Source organism: Paenibacillus sp. IHBB 10380, assembly GCF_000949425.1.
GTDB lineage: Bacteria > Bacillota > Bacilli > Paenibacillales > Paenibacillaceae > Paenibacillus_AQ.
In genome coordinates this window covers 5,508,480-5,530,973 of record NZ_CP010976.1, presented here as the reverse complement: position 1 = coordinate 5,530,973, position 22,494 = coordinate 5,508,480, and the positions used below count along the sequence as shown (strand labels likewise).

At 41.9% G+C, this 22,494-nt stretch carries 15 protein-coding genes; 6 read left to right on the top strand and 9 right to left on the bottom strand.

Going from position 1 to position 22,494, the window contains the following annotated elements; genetic code table 11:
* The first annotated feature begins 168 nt into the window (after positions 1-168).
* A complete protein-coding gene (locus UB51_RS25010) occupies positions 169-2,850 on the top strand; it encodes an endo-beta-N-acetylglucosaminidase (protein WP_044879629.1) in 2,682 nt (893 codons plus the stop codon).
* 91 nt (positions 2,851-2,941) lie between these two features.
* Here UB51_RS25010 and UB51_RS25005 read toward each other — a convergent pair whose 3' ends face one another.
* Positions 2,942-3,319 carry a hypothetical protein gene (locus tag UB51_RS25005; protein ID WP_044879628.1) on the bottom strand — a complete coding sequence of 126 codons (378 nt, stop codon included), beginning with the start codon at positions 3,317-3,319 and terminating at the stop codon, positions 2,942-2,944.
* A 335-nt stretch (positions 3,320-3,654) separates the two neighbouring features.
* Between UB51_RS25005 and UB51_RS25000 the strand changes: the two genes are divergently transcribed.
* A complete protein-coding gene (locus UB51_RS25000; RefSeq protein ID WP_044879627.1) occupies positions 3,655-4,512 on the top strand; it encodes a DUF6612 family protein in 858 nt (285 codons plus the stop codon).
* A 66-nt stretch (positions 4,513-4,578) separates the two neighbouring features.
* Here the strand turns inward: UB51_RS25000 and UB51_RS24995 are convergent, their stop codons facing one another.
* Entirely contained in the window at positions 4,579-5,124 is a 546-nt protein-coding gene (locus tag UB51_RS24995) for a tetratricopeptide repeat protein (protein WP_160297303.1), read from the bottom strand.
* 413 nt (positions 5,125-5,537) lie between these two features.
* Here UB51_RS24995 and UB51_RS24990 point away from each other — a divergent pair, with 413 nt between their 5' ends.
* The 4 genes from UB51_RS24990 (at position 5,538) to UB51_RS24975 (ending at position 9,495) form a co-directional block, all read left to right on the top strand.
* Positions 5,538-6,188, top strand: a complete 651-nt coding sequence (locus tag UB51_RS24990) for a class I SAM-dependent DNA methyltransferase (protein ID WP_044879625.1) — start codon at positions 5,538-5,540, stop codon at positions 6,186-6,188.
* Between the two features lie 105 nt (positions 6,189-6,293).
* Positions 6,294-7,217: a PLP-dependent cysteine synthase family protein gene (locus UB51_RS24985; RefSeq protein WP_044879624.1), complete on the top strand. Its 924-nt coding sequence runs from the start codon at positions 6,294-6,296 to the stop codon at positions 7,215-7,217.
* A 1-nt stretch (position 7,218) separates the two neighbouring features.
* Positions 7,219-8,352 (top strand): bifunctional cystathionine gamma-lyase/homocysteine desulfhydrase, encoded by a 1,134-nt coding sequence (locus UB51_RS24980; protein WP_044879623.1) that lies wholly within the window; start codon positions 7,219-7,221, stop codon positions 8,350-8,352.
* 117 nt (positions 8,353-8,469) lie between these two features.
* Positions 8,470-9,495 carry an S-layer homology domain-containing protein gene (locus UB51_RS24975; protein ID WP_044879622.1) on the top strand — a complete coding sequence of 342 codons (1,026 nt, stop codon included), beginning with the start codon at positions 8,470-8,472 and terminating at the stop codon, positions 9,493-9,495.
* A 98-nt stretch (positions 9,496-9,593) separates the two neighbouring features.
* Here UB51_RS24975 and hflX read toward each other — a convergent pair whose 3' ends face one another.
* The 7 genes from hflX to UB51_RS24940 form a co-directional block, all read right to left on the bottom strand.
* Complete coding sequence (gene hflX / locus UB51_RS24970; RefSeq protein WP_044879621.1) at positions 9,594-10,859, bottom strand: GTPase HflX; 1,266 nt, start codon at positions 10,857-10,859, stop codon at positions 9,594-9,596.
* A gap of 448 nt (positions 10,860-11,307) precedes the next feature.
* Complete coding sequence (locus tag UB51_RS24965; protein WP_044879620.1) at positions 11,308-16,269, bottom strand: DUF4132 domain-containing protein; 4,962 nt, start codon at positions 16,267-16,269, stop codon at positions 11,308-11,310.
* Positions 16,270-16,285: 16 nt separating this feature from the next.
* Positions 16,286-16,705, bottom strand: coding sequence for a hypothetical protein (locus tag UB51_RS24960; RefSeq protein WP_044879619.1), 420 nt, complete (start codon positions 16,703-16,705; stop codon positions 16,286-16,288).
* Between the two features lie 264 nt (positions 16,706-16,969).
* Entirely contained in the window at positions 16,970-17,908 is a 939-nt protein-coding gene (locus UB51_RS24955; protein ID WP_234405505.1) for a DegV family protein, read from the bottom strand.
* A gap of 200 nt (positions 17,909-18,108) precedes the next feature.
* Positions 18,109-20,748 carry a cation-translocating P-type ATPase gene (locus UB51_RS24950; protein ID WP_199925061.1) on the bottom strand — a complete coding sequence of 880 codons (2,640 nt, stop codon included), beginning with the start codon at positions 20,746-20,748 and terminating at the stop codon, positions 18,109-18,111.
* A gap of 302 nt (positions 20,749-21,050) precedes the next feature.
* Positions 21,051-21,797 carry a nucleoside phosphorylase gene (locus tag UB51_RS24945; protein ID WP_044879616.1) on the bottom strand — a complete coding sequence of 249 codons (747 nt, stop codon included), beginning with the start codon at positions 21,795-21,797 and terminating at the stop codon, positions 21,051-21,053.
* A 1-nt stretch (position 21,798) separates the two neighbouring features.
* Complete coding sequence (locus UB51_RS24940) at positions 21,799-22,473, bottom strand: sulfite oxidase-like oxidoreductase (RefSeq protein ID WP_044879615.1); 675 nt, start codon at positions 22,471-22,473, stop codon at positions 21,799-21,801.
* Positions 22,474-22,494: the final 21 nt, after the last annotated feature.

The following is a 22,494-nucleotide window of genomic DNA, read 5'->3' as shown; positions in this document are numbered from 1 at the left end:
CAACTTTCAATTATTTCTGATTTTAAGGACAATATGTACAGAATATTGAATGCGCTTTCATTAATTTCTATCACTTATGTCTCTCAAAACTTAGGTCCATGCTTTCGATGTAGTTTTGTTCGATTGCGCTATCGCTTATGTCTCTCAAAACTTGTAGGAGGTTATTGCATGAATATTCCGTTTAAATTTAAAATGTTAGTCGCAACAGGTGTGCTTGCAGCATCCATAGCGGGTCTGGCACCGAGCAGCCAAGCACAACAACCTTATTCTTCTTACTGGTATCCAAAGGATTTGCTCACTTGGAGTTCCAGCCAAGACAAAGATGCGCCATTTAACAGAGCTAGTATTCCGCTTGCAGATCGATTTTCTGGACAAAAGGTAAATCCAAAAGCTTCCGTAGATCCCAAAGTAATGGCGCTTTCCATCATGAATCCACATACAAGCAATACACCTTCGCAAGGTTCGAATGAGTTCAATACGTTCACATTCGGTTATTGGCAATATGTCGATAAGCTTGTTACATGGGGAGGATCAGCAGGAGAAGGGATCATCGTTCCACCAAGTGCAGATGTCATTGATGCTGGTCATAAGAATGGTGTACCTGTACTGGGAACTATTTTCTTCCCACCGACTGTGTATGGGGGCAAATACGAATGGGTTAAAGAATTTATGCAGCAAAAACCAGATGGTACTTTCCCAGTAGCGGACAAACTTCTAGAAGTCGCTAACTACTACGGTTTTGATGGCTGGTTTATTAATCAAGAAACAGAAGGTGGTACGCCTGAAGATGCTCTTCAAATGCAAACACTGATTCAATATATGAAAAAACATCAACAAGACAACATGCAGATCGTCTGGTACGACTCCATGACCAACAAAGGTAACATTAACTGGCAGAACGCTTTAACAGATTCAAACCAAATGTTTTTGCAAAATAAAACAGAAAAAGTAGCCGACAACATGTTCCTCAACTTCTGGTGGAGAGACATGCAACCTTCCCGTGACAAAGCAATCCTACTAGGAAGAAGTCCTTATGATCTGTATGCAGGTATCGACGTACAAGCCAACGGCTACGACACCAAAGTAAGCTGGGATGGTCTGTTCCCAGGGGGTACCGGTAACAATGCCAAAGTATCTCTCGGTTTGTACGCGCCAGACTGGACTTTCAGCAGCTCCAAAACACATGATGAATATTACATGAAAGAAAACAAGTTCTGGGTCGGACCGAATGGTACACCTAACAACACAGAAACAACGGATGCTTGGAAAGGTATCTCTAATTATGTTGTAGAACAATCAGCCATTAACCACTTACCCTTCTCTACCCATTTCAATACCGGTAATGGTCATTTCTTTTCAGTTAATGGACAATTGATGACAGAAGAACCTTGGAGCAATCGCAGTTTACAAGATATTTTGCCTACCTGGAGATGGATGACAGAAAGCAAAGGAGTCGCATTACAACCAAGCATCGACTTTACTACCGCCTATTACGGTGGAAGCTCATTAAAAGTAGCTGGTAAATTAAATGCAGCCAACGCGACAAATGTACAACTATATAAAACGGATTTATTAGTCGAGAAGAGCACTGAACTTGCAGTCACATACCAAACACCGTATAAAACGTCCAACATAAAAGTAGGTCTTACTTTTGCAGATGCACCAGATCAAATTGTGTATCTCGATGCTGGAGAGACACAAGAAAATAAATGGACGACAAAGAAGCTATCTCTTGGACAATATGCAGGTAAACGCATCTCTTCCCTATCTTTATTCTTTTCTAGTGACTCAGAAATAGCTGATTACACGATTCATATTGGCGAATTGTCGGTCTATAACACTAATAAAGCTAAGGAGCTCCCTGCCGTATCCAATCTAGATATTAGCGAAACAGACTTTAAAGAAGAAATTTATACTGATGCTAGATTAGTCTGGGACAAACTAGATGCCGATGTGCAGCAGTATGAAGTCTATCGTGTTCTTCCATCTGGACAAAAAGAATGGTTAGGTGCAACCTCTAACAACGCTTACTATGTACAACAAATGAAACGCGACAACAAAGAAGATCGTACGACGCTTGAAGTTGTTGCAGTCAACAAACAATACCAACAAGGACAACGTACTCAGGTACATTTCGATTGGCCTAAATACCCAAAACCAGTAGCCAAATTTACATCCGATACATTCGTCATCATGCCGGGTGGAAAAGTAGCTTTCACCGACCTCTCTTCTGAAGTAACTGAACAACGGTTATGGTCATTCCCTGGGGGTACACCCTCATCAAGCACGGACAAAAACCCCATTGTCTATTATGACAAAGAAGGTATCTATCCCGTGACACTTACGGCAACTAACAGTGCCGGTCAAGATGTGAACACACAAGACAGTTATATAAACGTAACGACAGATGAGATCGCCCTAGCACGTAACATAGCAGTTGGTAAAACAACCACAGCAAGTAGCTTTGTGAGTAAAGGCGAAGCACCCGAATTTGCGGTTGATGGTAAAGTAACAGACAATAGTAAATGGTGTGCAGTAGGTTCAGGGCCTCACTGGTTAACCGTTGATCTCGGTTCCAGTTCTAGACTGAAGCAATTCGTCATCAAACATGCAGAAACGGGTGGAGAAGGTGCATCTGTGAATACGAGTGACTTCACAATCGAAGTCAGTGAAGACGGAAAAACGTGGAGTGAAGTCGTTCATGTTCAAGGAAATACACAAGCAGAAACCACCCACTCCATTCCAGTAACCAGCGCTAGATACGCCAAATTAACTGTTCTAAAAGGAACACAGGGTGGCGATTCAGCGGCTCGCATTTATGAATTCGAAGTTCATGGTGTCCAGAAGTAACTATACAATGCTAAAAAACAAGCTAATGCCTAGGAAATAGGCATTAGCTTGTTTTTACTATCATCCTACACTTATCCCTTTATCATTCTCGTTAAATTACACGATATCCAGGCGGTAAAGTGCCGGTGTTACGAATGTTTCTGACTTGAGCCACGGTTAATCTTTGATTCGTTGAAATCAATGATTCTACATCATTCCCTGCAATAAGATCGTCTAAGTCGCGGATACTACGATTCCCCCGAAGAATTCGGAAGTTTCCACGGAATCTAGTTCTCGTAAACAAGACTAACGTCGCATTGGGATTGGTGGAGAAGAATCTGAGACTTTCAATACCGCCTAGAACTCTATCTAAGTTCCTAATACCTAAGTTGCCTGTGAAAATTCTTCTAGCTCCACGAAAATTCTCTTCAGAATACACAGTAAGAAGAGGAAACCTCTGAGATATGCTTACTTTTTGGGATTCTATCATTATGATCAACCTCCTTTCTGCATTCAATATATGAAGAGCAGTAAAGAAGAGTTTGGACCAAATGTAAAATTATTATCATGACCAATTCATAGTATGAATTATGAATATTCCTTACTTCCTCCCCCCCCATATTCCATACCATTTATTTGCAAATTATATTTTTGTGATATTATACCTATTTTCATGTTCGAAAAAAGAAAATATATTGGTCAAACGATAGGACTAAGTCACGTTTTTATTAGGTGTATAGACCCATTTTCCAATATTTTCTGTTTCTATGCTTACAATTTGGTTATTATTATTAATAGACTACATATTTTTAGGGGGATTAGATTTTGAAGAAATGGACAGCAATATTACTAGGGGCATTATTAGTAGTAAGTATTACAGCGTGTGGAGAGGCAAAGAGTGACACACCAGCCGCTTCTGGAACGAACACAACAGCGGAGGCAAAGCCTAGCGAGGATACGAAAGTACCTACGGCGAAAGAACTAATCGAGAAAGTGACCGCAGCTGGCGCTGAGCTCAAGAGTTTCTCTATGGACAGTACGATTGATCAAAACATGGTCATGAGCATGAATGATCAAAAGCAAGAGCAAAAGGTTAATATGAAGATGAAGACGGATATGGTTAAGGAACCCCTTTCCGTATATCAAGAAATTAAGATGACTACACCAGGTATAGATGCAGCACAAGATATTAAACAATACATTACAACGGACGGAATCTACTCTTCTATCGGTGGCACTTGGGTGAAGCTACCCGACGAATCTGCCGCTCCACTATTAGAGCAAATGAAGTCACAAGGAAGCCCCGAACAACAATTCGAACAATTCAATGCCATTATAGATGAAGTAAAAGTAACTGAAGAAGGTGACTTTTACTTGCTCAAAGCTAACGTATCAGGCGCCAACGTGAAAGAGCTCGCTAAGAGCTACTTGGAAAAAAGCGCAGGAGGCGACCCACAGACGGCTCAACTCCTTGAGCAAATGGACATCAAAAGTATGAATATGTCCTATTCTGTTGACAAGAAAACATATTTCCCAGTCGACACGATTGTAGCGATGGAAATGGCAATGGAAATCGAAGGTCAAAAGATCTCTATGGTGATGGACATGAGCAGTAAATTAAGCAACCATAACGGTGTTAAAGACATTAAAGTACCTCAAGAAGCCTTAGATAGCGCTAAATAATATTTAATCAACCGAAAAACCACTGTCCCCTATGGGGCGGTGGTTTTATTGTTATGTAATGTTATCCTACTGTATCTTCATGTTTCTATATTCAATAGATTGATGAGGGAGCTCTTTATGTAGAAATTCGATCTGTTGCTGTGTTGGAACATGCTTCGGATCACACTCCAATGCTTGAGCGAAGGCATTAGCCGCTCTTACCTCATCTTCCGTTGCCAGATATGCTAAACCAAGCGCATAGAACACTTCACATTCACAGACGCCATTCTTTATGGCATATTCTAGTTCCCGCACCGCCTTTTCTGGATCACCGCCGAAATCCGTAGGCGTAAGAAGTAACCTCAAACCATTAACTTGCCGAGCCAATACAAGTTCGGAATTCAACTCTAACGCAGTAGCCACTTCGTGCTCGAAGATCGGTAGAATAGCCATCTTATCCAGCATGCTTCCGAATTCCAGCAATCGCCCGTAAGTCGCTGCGAGCCAAGCATGTGCCTCAGCGTTATCAGGTTCGAGATCCACAATTTGTTGGAAAAATTCACGAGCCTGCTCGAACTCGTTATTTTTGAGATGTATCATTCCCGAATAGAAATTATTATGCAATATCATCATTCCCCCTCTCCTTAATTGGTTAACTTCATGAGACATAATTTCCCGTTTTTCATCAATATGGAAATTAATTGAAATTTGATCCTATTATAGCAATAAACATATTATGTGACTAGGGTGAAAAAAGTGAAATTTTGACTTGTTTTGACGAATTAATATCATTTCATAGAATGATATTACCTCTGTTGAAGAAGCTGTACATGAAAAAGGTGACTACATCAGCCGATCGTTCTATCAACAAGATGAAACGGCTCCAACAATAATCATGCACAAACCCAGTACATTCCATACAGAAATGTCCTTGTAGTTCAGCATCAAGTGCTGTAATACTCTAATTTTTAATTTCAGTAACCCGATAATACACATCGGAATAGAATATAACAAAACTCATTTCTTCGAAAAGGCGGTGCTAGATGATGGGTAGAGAGTTTATTGGCTTATTTGATGAATGGTCAGAAAATTACAACCATACGGTTTCAGGGAATGACCCCGAATACAAAGAAGTTTTTGAACACTATGAGCATATTTTGGATAAGGTCGCCTCACTGTCTTCTGGCGTTGTCATTGAATTTGGAGTTGGCACAGGTAACCTAACGTTTAAGTTACTACAACGAGGACTAAAGGTGTACGGTATTGAGCCTTCCGAAGGGATGCGTGCTCAAATGGAGAAGCGCGAGCTTCCTTGTATCCTACTTACCGGAGATTTCCTTGACTTCCCTACAATTCAAGACAATGTGGATACGATTGTCAGCACTTATGCATTCCATCACTTGACGGATATTGAGAAGGAACAGGCTGTTTCTATCTATAACAAACTCCTCGGAAAGTCTGGAAAAATTGTTTTTGCAGACACAACATTTAAAGATGAACAAGCTCGTGAGGATACAGAGAATTACGTGAAAGCACGAGGTCACCATCGTTTACTTAAAGATTTACAAACAGAATATTACACTACACATGGAGTGTTAAAAGACATATTCACACGCCACGGGTTCTTCGTCAGGTTCAATCAGCTCAACCGCTACGTTTGGTTGATTGAAGCCTCAAGAGAACAGATTACCAATTAAGGCTGGCATGATACCTCAACCTTACGGTTCGGATTTAGACTCAGATTGGGATCGGACTCGATCTGTCATATAGGGTCACTAAAACGTATAGAAAGGATTCTGCTCATGACTCTTTATAATCACGTACAGCAGCTTATAGGAGATACCCCACTCGTGGAAATCACCCAATTTGAACTCCCCCAAGGTGTACAATTGTTTGCTAAATTGGAGTTCATGAATCCAGGAGGAAGTGTGAAGGATCGACTGGGTATGCAGCTTATAGAAAGTGCATTTAATAGTGGGCAATTGCAAGCTGGGGGTACGATCATTGAGCCCACTGCGGGAAATACGGGGATTGGACTAGCTATAGCCGCTATTAGTCGAGGAGTATCCATCATTTGTGTAGTTCCTGAGAAATTCAGTACAGAGAAGCAACAACTCATGAGAGCACTTGGTGCGACTGTAATCAATACCCCTAATGCGCAAGGAATGACAGGAGCTATTCGCAAAGCTGAAGAACTCGTACAGGAAATTCCAGGTGCATTTAGCCCTGGGCAATTCTCTAATCCAGCCAATCCATTAACGTATTATAAGACACTCGGTCCCGAAATTTGGCGTGATTTAAATGGAAAGGTTGATATTTTTGTTGCTGGAGCAGGCTCAGGCGGCACATTTATGGGCACCTCACGATATCTGAAAGAACAGAATCCTGAGGTCAGAACGGTTATTGTGGAACCGGAAGGTTCTATCCTAGGTGGAGGCGAGTCCGGATCTCATAAGACGGAGGGCATAGGCGTGGAATCTCTCGCTCCATTTATGGACACGTCTTATTTCGATCAAATTCATACGGTTCATGACGAAGATGCCTTCAATAGAGTGAAGGAACTTACCTTACGTGAGGGTTTACTCGTTGGAAGTTCTTCTGGCGCTGCATTTCATGCCGCGCTTATCGAAGCTCAAACCGCTTCTCCTGGAAGTAGAATCGTCACCATTTTCCCCGATAGTAGCGAACGTTATTTAAGTAAACAAATTTACCAAGGAGGTATTTAACATGAAACCCAAAACAAAGCTTATCCACGGCGGGATCTCTGGTGATCCTCACACAGGTGCGGTAAGTATTCCAATCTATCAGGTTAGCACTTACAAACAAGAAGAGATTGGCGTCCACCAAGGATATGAATACTCTCGAACTGGTAATCCCACAAGACACGCCCTCGAAGAACTCATTACAGATCTAGAAGAAGGAACTCGTGGCTTTGCCTTCGGTTCGGGGATGGCGGCTATCCATGCTGTTCTGACCCTATTCAACACTGGCGATCACATTATAGTGACAGATGATGTATATGGCGGAACGTACCGAATTGTCACAAGAATATTGAATCGCCTTGGCATTGAAACCACTTTTGTGGACACAACAGATCTAAACAAGGTCGAACAAGCACTGAAGCCGAATACGAAGGCTATATATATCGAGACCCCTACGAACCCCCTACTCAAATTAACTGATATTAAGCATCTATCTACTTGGGCTAAATCGCGGAATTTACTAGCGATTGTCGATAACACATTCAGCACACCTTACTGGCAAACACCGCTTGCGCTTGGCGCAGATATTGTACTGCATTCCGCGACCAAATATATCGGAGGTCACAGCGATGTTGTCGCTGGTCTCGCTATTGTGAACAATGACAAGCTAGGAGAAGAACTACACTTCATCCAGAACGCTACAGGCGGAATACTCGGACCTCAGGATTCCTGGCTCCTTATTCGTGGTTTGAAGACATTAGGAATACGCATGGAGGCTCATGAACAGAATACGAAAGAGATTGTAGCATTTCTATCAGGACATCCGGCTGTGCATCACATTTATTATCCCGGTCTAGCGAGCCATCCCCAGCATGATCTTGCCAAGCAACAAGCAAGGGGCTTCGGGGGCATGGTATCTTTCGATGTAGGCAATGATGATAAGGTAGCTGATATACTACGTAAATTGAAATATTTCACACTCGCTGAAAGTCTAGGCGCTGTGGAGAGCCTAATCTCTGTTCCTGCCAAAATGACTCATGCCTCCATTCCTAAAGAACGACGGGAGGAACTCGGAATTACAGACGGACTCATCCGCATTTCAGTCGGCATTGAAGATAGCGAAGATCTCATTGAAGATTTAGCAAGAGCTTTGCAATAAATGTAAACAAGGTGTCTCAAAAAAATAATCTATGCTAGTGCACGAATTAATATTTTTATGTCCAACCTGCAACATTTTGGATCATTTTGCCATCTATAGTAGCAGAGGTGATTAATAATGAAGAAACAAACCATCAAAACAAATGCCAGAAAAACAATGATAGCTTGCGGTATCCTAGCAGCATCGTTATCCTTAAGTGCTTCCGCTTTTGCATTCTCTGATCTGTCCGGCGTTCCTGCTGCAGACAAGATCAATGCGCTACAGTCTTCTGGAGTCATCAGCGGTGTCAATAATGACAAATTCGCTCCTAAGTCTAAAGTAACTTTTGCTCAAGGAATTCAGTTTCTCGTCAATGCTTTTGATCTGACCCTAGATTCACAGTCAACAGGTTCATCCAAAGCTAGTCATTATTTCGACAAAGTGCCTGATACGGCTTGGTACGCTGAAGCTTTCCTGATCGCTCAACAGAATGGATTATCCGTGGATAAGACAGTGAATCCCAATGGGGTCATCACTCGCGCACAATTTGCACACTTACTGCATCAAGCTCTACTTACTAAGGGCGATTTCGTCACTACCAAAATGTACTTCCACATTACAGATGGCCAGAAGCTTCCTCAGGGCATTACAAACAGTCTGCAAACACTCTTGAATACGAGGATCATTTCTTTGAATGAGGATGATACATTCCGTCCGAATGATGCCATCACACGCTCTGAAGCAGCAGTTTGGATCTATGATGCTGCTGAATTCGCTAAGAAAATCAACCCTACACAAGAAGAACAGACACCTGAGAAATCCTATGAAGCTATTGTTAAAGTAGAGAAAGCTACAGCTGACGTAAACAAAGTATCGCTTACTGTAGATAATCTACCGAACTCAGGCTATTCAGCTTCCATTGAACGTATTGAATTTAATAAGGATAAGACAGCTACCGTTTACTTTACCGTAAACAGTGGTGATCCTGATCAAATGTACCTCCAGGTCATCTCAAAGTCTACCGTAGTAACCTACATCTCAGCCGACTATAAACCCGTTGCGAAGTATTCAGCGACTACATCAAATCCCTTCTCTTTGATGCTTCCTACTGGAGAAGCTCCGGCGACGCCAATAGATAATGTCGAAGAACTAATCGCTAAATAAACAAGCATTATAATAAATGAAATAATAAGCAAGGGCTCTTCGGCATGATCGCCTAGAGCCCTTGCTTATTTGCGTGCGTTTATGCTGATACTCTTTTATTAAATGACATACTCACCATATTTCTCATAATCCATCGTTCTACACTCTAAGGTTAAGCGCGTCCCCTCATTCTCATATTCCGTTGCCGTAATGTGGGCATGTTCATTGAAATATGATACTAATTGGCCTTGCTCATACGGAATCATCATTTCACACTGGATATAATCTTTAAAAATATGATCCCGAATCCTATTCACCAACTCCGTGATGCCTACTCTTGATTTAGCTGCAAGATACACGCTGTTATCTTCAACCTTTGGAATATCACAGTCTATCCGGTCACACTTGTTATATGCAAAAAGAGTCGGAATATCAGTAATACCAATCTCTTGTAGCGTATGCTCCGTAATCTGGGTCAACTGCTCATGCTTCGGATTCGAATAATCAATAACATGAATGAGTAGATCGGCTTCAGCCACTTCTTCAAGGGTTGAACGGAATGCTTTAATCAGATGATGCGGCAATTTACTTACAAATCCAACCGTATCTGTGAGAAGAAAAGATTTGTGATCTGGTAATTGGATGTTACGAACGGACGTCTCTAATGTAGCGAACAACATATCCTTCTCGAACACTTTCTTATCATTCGCAGGACCGAACGACTCTACAAGGGCATTCATAATCGTCGATTTCCCAGCATTGGTATAACCCACTAGCGATACCACAGGAATACCGTTATTCTTACGCTGCTTACGCTGCGTTTGCCGCCCCATTACAAGGGCCTCTAGTTCCTTATTCAAAGCACTAATCTTATCCTCAATTCTACGACGATCCAGCTCTAATCTCGTCTCTCCGGCCCCTTTGTTCTTGGTGCCCACACCCCCACTTTGCCGACCTAAGGATTCACGAAGACCAATCAACCTCGGAAGCATATATTGCAATTGGGCCACCTCAACTTGAAGTTGAGCTTCCCTTGTTTGCGCTCTTCTTTCAAAAATATCAAGGATTAGAATCGTTCGATCAATTACCTTACATTGCAAATCAGATTCCAGATTACGAATGTGAGAAGGAGACAATTCATCGTTAAAAATAACGACATTCGCGTCTGCCGCCTCATATAGGTTCATGACCTCCAGCACTTTCCCTTTACCAATATAATGGGACTTGTTCACTCGTTCTAAATTTTGCGTCATCCGGCCAACCACTTCTACATGACAAGCCGATGCTAAATTACTCAATTCTTCCATCGAGTATTCAAAGTCAAAATCCTTCTGATGACTCAAGTTTACCCCTACGATGATCGCTCTTTGTTGTTGTTCTTCCATATTAAAACCTCCATATTCTCATTCCTCATAATAAAAAACCTCAGGCAAATCTCCTGTGGTTTGAGCGAACGGAATGGTTCCATGTTGTGAGGTAAGAGATAGAGGAGTCTATTTACGCGTTTAAGCTACATCATCATGCAGCTTCAGTCTTTCTAAATAGATCGTCTTAAACAAACAAAAAAGAAGGCAGATTGCGCCTTCTTTCTTGATTCCCTCGTATTTCATAATCCATCATTTAGGGTACCTCGAAAAATATGCAGACTCATCCCGTTCGCTCTGCCCAGGAGCAGAGCCTTTGCACTATTCAATTAGTTGCACAAAGTGTTGTAACGGAATTTAATGTACATATCTTCGAGAACCCTCCGATCATTAAAGTTGCCTCTATGTTAACACGAATACCAAGTATTCACAAATTTGAGTTATTCAACAGGTATCATTACGATATCATTTATGATTGCAATTGCATTAGAATCTGCGGATCTTTAATCTTCTTATCCTCAGCCAACATCACGATCTTCGACAGAATTTCCGCTGTCTTTGGATCTTCATCCATGAAGGGTAGGAATATACGACCTCTATGTTGTGAATGTACAGGAATGATATGCATAGCGCCTGTAGCTTGTCTGTAAACCATACCGCTTCCCAAATGTACCCCATACTCACCTAGGGAACCTTCAATTCGAGCATAATTACCTTCTAAACGAACATTATCAATCTTCAAGAGGCGAAGTGATTCTGTGACGATCACGCTTCGCATCTCTATCGTTGTCAGGCTAGCTTCTGGATCCACACCACCAACATGTGCCACACTCACGACTAAATCTACGTCTCGCATCACTTCTGAGAATAGTATAGGAGGAACCTTATCCAAGGCAACGCTCTTATAGGTGTTCCTATCAAAGAATTGAACCGTCTCAAGCGTAGGTGCTTCACTCTCCGAAGGAGAGAACCAATCTGCCATCGCATAAAGATTCGCTATTAGATTCTCTGCATAGTATACCTTCTGCAGTCCCTCTTCATAACTAACTGTCCACTGCCGACCTTTGAGTAAGGAGACCGTTTTACTCGGCTGTACTTGATGCCCAGCATATCTGCGAGATATCGTTCCCTGAGCCTGCTCATCCGCATTTGGAAGATACAACTCACGGAACACTTGCTTAAATGGCTGACGGAGTTGACGATCGAATAAGTCCTTCTGGTACTGACTCCAGTGACCACTTTTATATAAATGAAGGGGGTGCGCAATAAGGAGTTCTTCCTTATCCCCAATTAGAGCTAATTTACCCGCTGGATCGATAAGTCCGCCTGCAGCAGCATCGAAGTATCCCAGTACCTCTTCCGATTTAAATACCAGCGTCCGCAATAGGGGTGTGATGACTGGATTCCCTGACAATCCCTTCAATTCTTGCAAAGTAAATGTATTGCCTGACTCCATAGAGCGTTCTAGCTCCTTACGTGCTCTCCGGTATTGATCTGTCAGTTCAACCTTCATTTCTTTCAAAGCAGCAATATATTCATCCTTCTTGTACTTCGCAGGAACGGATTTCAACGCTTTACCTTTACGCGTAATGCCAATCTCTGACTTTCCTTCTTCATCAATAAGAAGCTGTACTGTCGTCTCCTCATCCAGCTCATGTGGCTGGAAGAATGTTTGCATATCGTCCAGCTTCCGCGCTTCCATATCCCACATCAGCCTGATGACATCTCCGTAACCTGCATTTCTCGCCAAATTGCCAAGGGCAATCTGCGAAGTCATGCCTTCACTTGCCCGACGTTGAGCGCCAAATTTCTTACTCTGCTTCAGAAAATGCTGAATAAATTCATACCGTTCACGAATATCTTGTTCATGAGGGTCACGCAATGAAATAAGGCTATAGCAGAGCAAGTGATCCTTATTCCGCTTCTCTTCTATGGACTTTTGCATTTCCGTAATATCTAGCTTCCCCAGTATCGCATCTGCGAACAGCTGTGATCTTCGGTGATTGGCTCCGGCGGAAATATATTTAGCGCAATCGTACAATAAGTCGAACCGCTTCTCTCCCAACGTATTATAAGCCTCTTTAAACCAACTTATATCAAAGGCACCATCATTAAAGTCTTGCGCTGAAATCGGTGAATAGTGTGCAACAACCGTTTCTTTCTCAGCAGAGAATCCTTCATTAATGTGCGCATGGAAATACCAAGCCGCACTACGCAGACCATCCCAATTTAAATATTTAGCTACAATATCTAACCACTGAGGAGCGTACATAGCTGCTTCTAGTAACCTTTTCTCCGTAATATCAAGACCTTCTAACATTTGTTTCAAGAGTGTATCGTCTTCACCCTCACGTGGATCACTGATCTTAAGCAGATGACAGAAAGATTCCTTCTTTGTAATACTATCCCCATATCCATAGATATAACCACGGATGAAGGTTTCCTGCTGTAACCCAGATAATATATGAATGAAATGCTCCATACCCTCTATGCGCTCCAGTCCCATAGCCAGAGGTGTTACCTCAGTAGCTAGATCACCACGTTCGAGCTCCACCTCTAGAATCCGCTCAACAGCCGTCTGACGAATCGCAGCTAACTTAGGCTTGGAATCTATCCAATCATATCGTTTAGATGTAATATTGCGTACATGATTGCGACTGTCATAACTGCCTAGTAATTCCCGATATACTTCCCCTGTACCGATCATCCCCGCTTCAAAAGCACGTAAGTAATCCTTAAGGTCAAGTACCGAATCAACCTTCTCATTCGGGTTCATGATATTAAATGTATAGAAAGTATGGAACACTCGCTTAAAGCTGTCATCATCATACATTCGACTACGGGCCATTGAGAACCATGGATTCGCTAAGAGCTTCAATATCCCCCACTCTTTGGATACTTTCTCTTTAGGCATCGCTTGCATCACAGCATTCAAGGCATTCAGCGTTAAATCAAATGTTGAGCTTTTATCGCTATCCATGAAGTAAGCATGAATAAGGATGCTGATCTGATTGCTATATTTAAATCCTTCGAGCGCATCTTTAATCTCTTGAATTTGAGCAACAGGATACAACTGCTCCGCAAACTCCTTACGCCAACCCTCGAGTAGCTTATGTTTCTCAAGCTCAGCGTAATCCATCTCATCAGAGAAATACCGATAATACTGGTTCAGTGTCTGATTAAGGGGCTCCAGTATGGAATAGAAATAGATCTCCATTAATTCAGAGGCTCCTAAATTACTCCGCTCTAAGTAATCTCTCCAAACCTCGTGCAGCGGATATTTCGTAAGCTCAGGTGTATCCTCCTCCTCCTCTTGAAATGGACGAATTCTCCTTAAGTCTGCACCGAGCAGCAACGTATCCTTATAACCAGAGTAATACTCTGCCTCATACTCAAACTCACGATGGTTATGAATTTCTTCCTCCAGCCCAGAGAGAAAACCGATCACATCTTCCTTCGACAACCTAAAGATATGCTTCCAGTCGAATTCTCCTATTACTGGAGTCTCTGTAAGCCAAGGTTCGATTGTGTTCGGATCGAATAGACCGAAGCCATTCGCTGCTGTATATTCATTCTTTTGACTAAGTCTTCCTATCAATTGCTGTTCCTTAGGTGTGGGATTCTCAATTAAATGAGGCAGCGAACTCAAGCCTTCATACTGCTCTGTTCGTTCACTATCCTCAAAGATCACGACAATCGTCTCCAACCCCGCCAAGCGCTGTAACTCACTCTTACCTTGCAACAACCGAGTTAGAGAGGCCATCACACTGCCCTCAGGCTGACGCAACAGTAGCTCAATAGCACTTTGACGTAAGGAACCTGTCTTCAACTTCAACAATCCTTCTACCAACTTCAATTCTTCATCCGATAACGTCAATTTCTTCGCCTTGTCGAGTGCCGCCTCACGATTAAGCATGCTTTTATCTGATAGGGATGTGAATATAAATTCACGCTGTGCCGAATGATCCGTATCCTGCATGAAATAAGACAATAGCTCACCACGCAACTCCGCACTTAATCGATCCTTCAAGGCAATGATTGCGGCGATCCATTCACTGTCCATATCATAAGCTGTAAGGTATAGCATCTTACGAATAGGGAGGTCTGGCGTGTAATGAACATGCGCAAAATCCAACACTTTGGAAGGTGCGGATATCTCTTTGTGAGTCATGCCAAGGAACATTCCCATAAGTTGTTCGAATTCAAGTCGACGTTCTTCCTTGTTCTCTAGCAGAGGCATACGCTCAATCGTAATACTAAGCCCATTCTCTTCCTCTTTTCCCCAAGTACGAAGGTACTCATAACTATAGTTGGATAGAATCCAAAACTGTAGTTCAGGGTCCGTAGCATCTAGGTATTGTCTAGCAATCCCATAACGAACATCTCTATTCTCACTGTTCGCGAGTACGTACTGTGCAATAATCTTCTGATACAGCGCACCGTGCTCCATCAAGTCCTTAATTCCACTAAATAAATCACGTTCTTCATATACTGCTGTAGCCCATAAACTTAAATAAACGTGGTTCGCATTGTCACTAGACAACCACGACGCACGAACGGATTCATCACTTAAAACATGATACGCTCCCTCTATAAGCTGTCCAGCCACTCGCTGATTCACTGATTCCAGCCCCATACCTGTCCATACACCAAGTGCCCTCACGACAGAACTATAGCGAATAAATCCTTGGTCAATAATGACCTTCAGCATGTACAGGTTCGCCTCGAGCGTCCCCTCGTCCATTCGTTCCACAATAGATTGTCGAAGCCCCTCTTGCAATCTTGCAGCCGCTAATAGCTCGCCTAGCATTACGTACAACTCCGCATGATGACTCATAAATATTCCTTTGATCATCCCATGAGTGAGTAACGCCGTTTGATTATCTCCATATACAATTTCCTTAAGTGCCGTAATAACCTCTGTATTGTTACAATCTAGCTCGAAGGCAATAACGTCACTAATCGTCTGTGCCAATTGATAATTCTGCTTCAATGGATAGTCCGCTAACGTCAAATAATCAATAACTGCGAATTCATGACAATCCATGGATAAAAGCGAGCTCATCTTGCTTATCACCTGACCCATGTGGGCGCTCCGTTCCGATGTACGAAAAGGTCTTCGTACGTATCCTGTGCCATAAGGGTATTCAGTCGCATGAGTCGTAATATAATCAAAAATTTCTCCCGTGTACACATTCGTAAGTTGCCTCACAACTTTCACCAGTGGTTCGAATAATACCTCGTCATTTCCCGCAGCAAGTGAATACAATATCTCTTGGCATTTCAAAAAACACTCTTCATCCTGGCGCACATGCCTCATTTGCCCCAACTCTACCACTAACTTCGCTAATGGAGAAAGATGAGGATCTAACCCCTCTGCTCTTTCTTGTAATAATGCATAGTAACGCTTCTCTTGTTCATGCTTCTCCATTATTCATTGTCTCCCTTCACCATAAGCTTCCAGCCAACATTGTAAACCTGATAAATACAATTTCATCTTCTTCCATAAGCTTAAGCGGTGACTCCAAATGACTATTCTCTTCTTCACGAATAAATACTTTATATAACCCATCTTCAAAAGCTAATAATGCGGTCTCTACTGCTTTCGCAACATCAGGACTCTGTTCGTTATACACCGAGCCGAATCCTACCTTTCCACTCTCTCCACGCGCCTCGATCTCCGCCCCTGTTAGGAATGGCATCAGCGCCGTACTTTGTTGCTTATCCTTTAACTCCTGCACATTCATAATAACAACTTCCGTAATGAGCTCCCTCAGTGTTGTCGGAACGACTGGAAGCTCTATTTCATTTTTTGTCAGTATATTCTTACGTTTACCCAAGCTTTTAACGGTTACGTACAATTTCATAGACGATTCCTCCACCTCGCATTTAAATAATCAGGAGCATCTATCCTATTCTCTTAAAAACTATCACTATTCTTAACCCTATGTAGTGAATAGCTTACCAAATTAGCCCACGACGTGACAAATAAACGCTTCTATATCTATCATTTATATTATAACGGAAACACACGTTCCTATCTAGAGGCTTTACTCCTAAAAGCTTAGAATGCTCCATCCACACGCAAAAAGAAACCATTAGGATTTATATCTGTCCTAATGGCTTCTTTTTTATCTATTCTTTATTTTATGTATGAATTCATTTTTCTTTTCGGTTATTCCATTCATTTCATTGATCAACAAACCATCTCTCTTATGTCCCTTCTCAATAAAGAACATGGAAACTGCCCCTAATCCTACATGAGTCCCTACCGCTACCCCCATTTGCATAATAAATATTTCCCCTTTAAATTCTGTTTCTTGTCTAATCTTATCCATCAATTTGTCAGCAATCGTTCTCTCCGAAGTGTAACCTATGATAATGAAATCTGTGACTTCCCAATCATTTCTTTGGTTAAACTCTTTCACATAATGGTTTAATACCCCTTTTAGTCCTCTTTCCTTAGCTACTATAGCTCCCTTACCATTTCTCATAGACATGATCGGCTTGACTTTCAAAATCCTACCTATTAATGCACTAACATTTGTAAGCCTACCACTTTTAATTAAATGATTTAAATCATCTACACAGAGAAAATGTTTCACATTACTTTTATAGGTTTCATTAAAATGTATTAGTTCTTCAAAATTAAATCCTTTTTCTCTCAATATAGCAGATTTCAAAATTAGCCATCCACTGCCTTGGCTCATTGAGGTTGAATCTACGATATGGATTTTAATAGAAGAGTCACAATTTTGATCGAAAAAAGTTTCTTTTGCTATTTCAGCTGATTGATAAGATCCACTTGTACCACTTGACATACAAATACATAGTATCTCTGTGCAACCATCTTCTATGGCTTCCTTTATAATGTTCAAATATTTGGTTGGGTTTGGCATGGATGTCGTGGGGTCTTCTTCAAGATTTCCAAGGATAGCATAAAACTCATCGGCTTTTATATCTATTTTATCTCTGTACTCTTTACCGTTTATCATTATTGTTAATGGTGCGATACCAATGTTATATTTCTCAATAATCTCTTCCGTCAAATCACACGTTGAGTCAGCCATTATCTTAATTATCTTAAGCCCTCCAAAGAAAAAAAAGCAGGGGCGTTATTCCGTTCCCTACTTCTCATATAATATTTGTGTATAATCACTGTACACTAACCTATTACTTACCTGCCGTCAATGAAAAATGTCACTTGTTGTCGATAATAATAGAATAGAAGCCTCCTAGCCACTTTTGTGGTTTAGGAGGCTTCTTTGATTCACGCTTCACTGCTATTTGCACTTCTCCGAAACATCTTAATGATTTCATTTATGATAAGAGGAACTAATCCTAATCCGATCACTAATCCCCAATCCGTAAATGAGATGAATTCTACCTTAAATGCTGTGGCAAAGAACGGTATGGAAATCACTCCAAACTGTAGAATTAATCCGATGATTATTGCCCCTAGCAAGTACTTGTTCGTAAATAGCCCCAATTGAAATATGTTCTTTGTTTCGCTTCTCATCGATAACGAGTAGAACAATTGTGACGTTGCAAGAACAACAAAGGCCATCGTCCTCGCATAAGTCATAGCTTCCTCAGAGATATTATTTGAGCCTAGGCTATATCCGTGTTCATATAAACCTAAATAAAAAGCAACTAAAGTTAACGTCCCAATCAGCACTCCACCTATAACAGCTCGCCATCCTGCGCCTTTCGCGAAAAAGCTTTCCTTCGGGTCCCTTGGTTTCTTCTTCATCACATCTTTCTCACCGGGGTCAGCACCGAGTGCAATCGCAGGCAATGTATCCGTTACAAGATTGACCCACAAAATCTGGGTTGGTAGAAGCGGTATGGGCCAAAAGAACAGGATCGATGCGAGTATGGCAATTACTTCACCAAGGTTACATGATAACAGGAAAATAACAGCCTTCCGAATATTTAAATAAATATTCCTTCCTTCTCTAATCGCATGGACGATTGTCGTGAAGTTATCATCTGTTAAGATCATGTCACTAGCGCCCTTGGAAACATCTGTCCCGGTAATCCCCATGGCCACACCGATATCAGCATATTTTAAAGAAGGAGCATCATTTACTCCATCACCAGTCATTGAGACGATATTCCCCTGAGCCTTGAGGGCTCTAATAATCTTCACTTTGTGCTCAGGTGAAACGCGAGCAAATACTCTATAGTTACTAATTTGTTGTGAGAAATCTTCATCTGACAATTCATCGATTTCAGCACCAGTCATACTTTGTTCGATGGAATCTGCAATTCCTAGTTCTTTCGCAATCGCAAACGCTGTATTCTTGTGGTCGCCAGTGATCATCACTGAAGTAATTCCCGCCACTTTTGCTTCCCGTATAGAGTCCTTCACTTCAAGTCTTGGCGGGTCAATCATCCCTACGAATCCAAGTAACGTAAGATCAGATTCCATCTCATCTGGATCTATCATACGATCGGTATCATTATAAGCCGCAGCAAGAACTCTTAAGGCATCATTCGACATCTCTTCGGAAGCCTTAACATATTGGGACTTCATTTCTTCTGTCAAGGCCACAACCTCTCCATTAACGAGTGCCGAGGTAGCAATCTGTAATAGTTGATCGATAGCACCCTTTGTATGTACACGATAGCCGGATTCCATTGTATTTAATGTAGACATCAGCTTCCGGTCGGAATCAAAGGGCTTTTCGGAAACTCTTTTAAACTCGGCATCTAAGGTTCTTTTGGTTAAATTATTCTGATCACCGAATACGACTAAAGCTATTTCTGTAGGATCTCCGGTACTTTTCCCATGTTCGAAGGTTGCATCTGAACATAATACAAGTGCTTTAATTAACGCAGCAGGAGATTCATCCTTACTTTGTTTTGGCGATATGAAATGCTTCACGACAGACATTTTATTTTGCGTAAGTGTACCTGTTTTGTCTGAGCAAATAATATTAACTGAGCCCAATGTTTCAACGGCCGTTAGCTTCTTCACGATGGCATTAATCTTCGACATTCTTGTAACGCCAAGCGCTAATACGATCGCCACAATCGCTGGAAGACCTTCCGGAATAGCCGCAACGGCTAAACTGATGGCAGTTAAAAGCATTTCGAATAAGTCTCTTTTTTGGATAAGAGCAATGATAAGTATAAACAAACATATACCGATCGCAATATACCCTAGGGTCTTACCGAGTTCCTCTAATTTTTTTTGTAGTGGGGTCAATTCCTTATTATCATCATCTAGAATTTTGGCTATTTTCCCCATTTCCGTATCCATAGCCGTAGCTACTGCAATTCCTTCACCTCTGCCATAGGTCACAAGGGTGGACATAAATGCCATGTTGGATTTGTCTCCAATAGGCGTTTTAGGATTTGTGTGAATGGCATCCGCATGTTTGTCTGTGGGTACGGATTCACCAGTTAACGCAGATTCCTCAATTTGTAGATTCGCGCTCTCTAATAAACGTAAATCAGCAGAGATGAACCTTCCTGCATCTAGTATGATGATATCTCCCGGTACAATGTCCTCGGATTGGATTTCTTTCACTTCTCCATCACGTCTAACAAGTGCTTTGGGTGTCGTCATTTGCTGCAGCGCTTCAATAGCTTTCTCCGCTTTGTTTTCTTGAATTACACCAATTAGTGCATTTAGAATAACGACGGCAACAATGATGATCGTATCCATGAATTCTCCGATGAGTAGCGTTATAACCGCGGCACCTAAAAGAACATAGATAAGCATATCTTTCATTTGTGCGAAGAAGAGTGAGACCATACTTTTCTTAGGTTTCCCTTTCAGCTTATTGACACCGTATCGTTCAAGCCTGGATTTAGCTTCTTCTGTTGTCAGCCCAGTTGCAGCATTTACTTGAAGCTCTTGAAGAACTTCTTCTTGCGATTTTGAGAACCACATGAACAACACCCTTTCAGTTTCATTGATTTATCAAATTGAAGTTATCCAATATACTATTACATTCATTATTCCCAAAATAATCACAAATCTTCAGAAATTTTATCGTTCTAAGCGACTTTTGCGACTTCCTTATATTTTAAATAGGCCAACCAGAAGTTCTGGCTGACCTATTAATATGAAAAAATGTCTTACAACAGAGAAGTTGTATCTTCACCAGTGCAAGTCAGAATCGCGATTCATCAAGCTGCTAAAGGACTACACTTATTTTTATAATATTCAACGGTTTCTACTTCTATTACAATGACTTATCAAGCTCTTCCTGTCTTCTCATCTTCAAGCGCCAATGACACGATGGCACGCAGGGCAGCTGCAATCTCTCGCTCAACAGCATGTGCCACTGCATCTGTATGGGGATCATAGACTTCGGCTAATTCAGCATCTGCGTAACCGTCTATGGCTAGAATGGCTCCGGCACGAGCTCCACGAAGCGTACTAACCACATAAAGTGCTGCAATCTCCATTTCAACTGCAATGGCCCCTGCCTGTTTATACTTACGATGAGGAATCTCCTCAACGCCAGCGAAAAAAGCATCTAATGTGACGGTAATCCCTTTCGCTGTCACTCCAGCCTCAAAGCTTGCCGCTTCGTATAATGCACTGACGACCTGACTATCACCAACAGCAGGGAAACCCTCAGGCACTAACTGCCGTGTTAGCCCATCCGCACGAACCGCAGCCGTACTGACAACTAGGCTGCCCGCTGGATGATCCTCTGAATAAGAACCCGCCGTACCGACTCGAATCAAGGTGTTCACTCCTGCACGAATTAACTCTTCGAAACAGACAGCTGCTCCAGGGCAACCTACACCATGGCTCACTACAGCTAGTTGCACACCTTCATACTCCCCAACAAATGTCCGGTATTCGCGGCTGAATGCTAACTCTCTAGCCCCTTTAAGTCTCTGAGCAATAATTTCAGCTCGCTTCGGATCTCCACATACAATTGCATACGGGGGAATATCCTCTGAATCTACTTGCAAAATTGACATCAACATCTTAATCGAACTCCTTCCGTCTCCATTCATCTTCGGGAATTGGAATATCTTCACCTGAGAAACGTTGCTCAAGAAATGGGTCAGCCGTATTATGGAAACCATTACTTTCCCAGAAGCCTTGACGGTCCTCACGCATGAACTCAATTCCACGGATCCACTTCGCACTCTTCCAGAAATATAAATGCGGTACAACAAGTCGTAATGGCCAGCCATGTTTAGCCGTTAAAGGCTTATTATCAAAGTTAAAAGCTAACAAAACATCATCATTCATCAAATCTACTAGCGGAAGATTCGTATCGTATTCAGGATCAGCATGAATCATAACGAACTGAGCCTCCGGCTTCACTTGGATAACCTTTAATAAATCCGTGAAGCGTACACCCTCCCAAGGGGTATCGAACTTGGACCAACGCGTTACACAGTGAATATCACTAACCGTATTAGACTGGGGCATCGCCTTCAGATCTTCATAGCTAAAGGTTCTTTCCTCTTCGACCTCTCCAAATATGCGAAGATTCCAAGTTGCCAAATCGTATTCAGGCACTTCACCTTCATGCAATATGGGAAACTTCTCGGTCAATGACTGCCCAGGAGGCAAACGATGTTGTAGCGTAGTATCCAACTGCTGAACCTTGGGGGCTTTTGCAGATTTTAGACGATCAGCTTTTGTATGCAATGTGGGCATCCTCCTGTATTC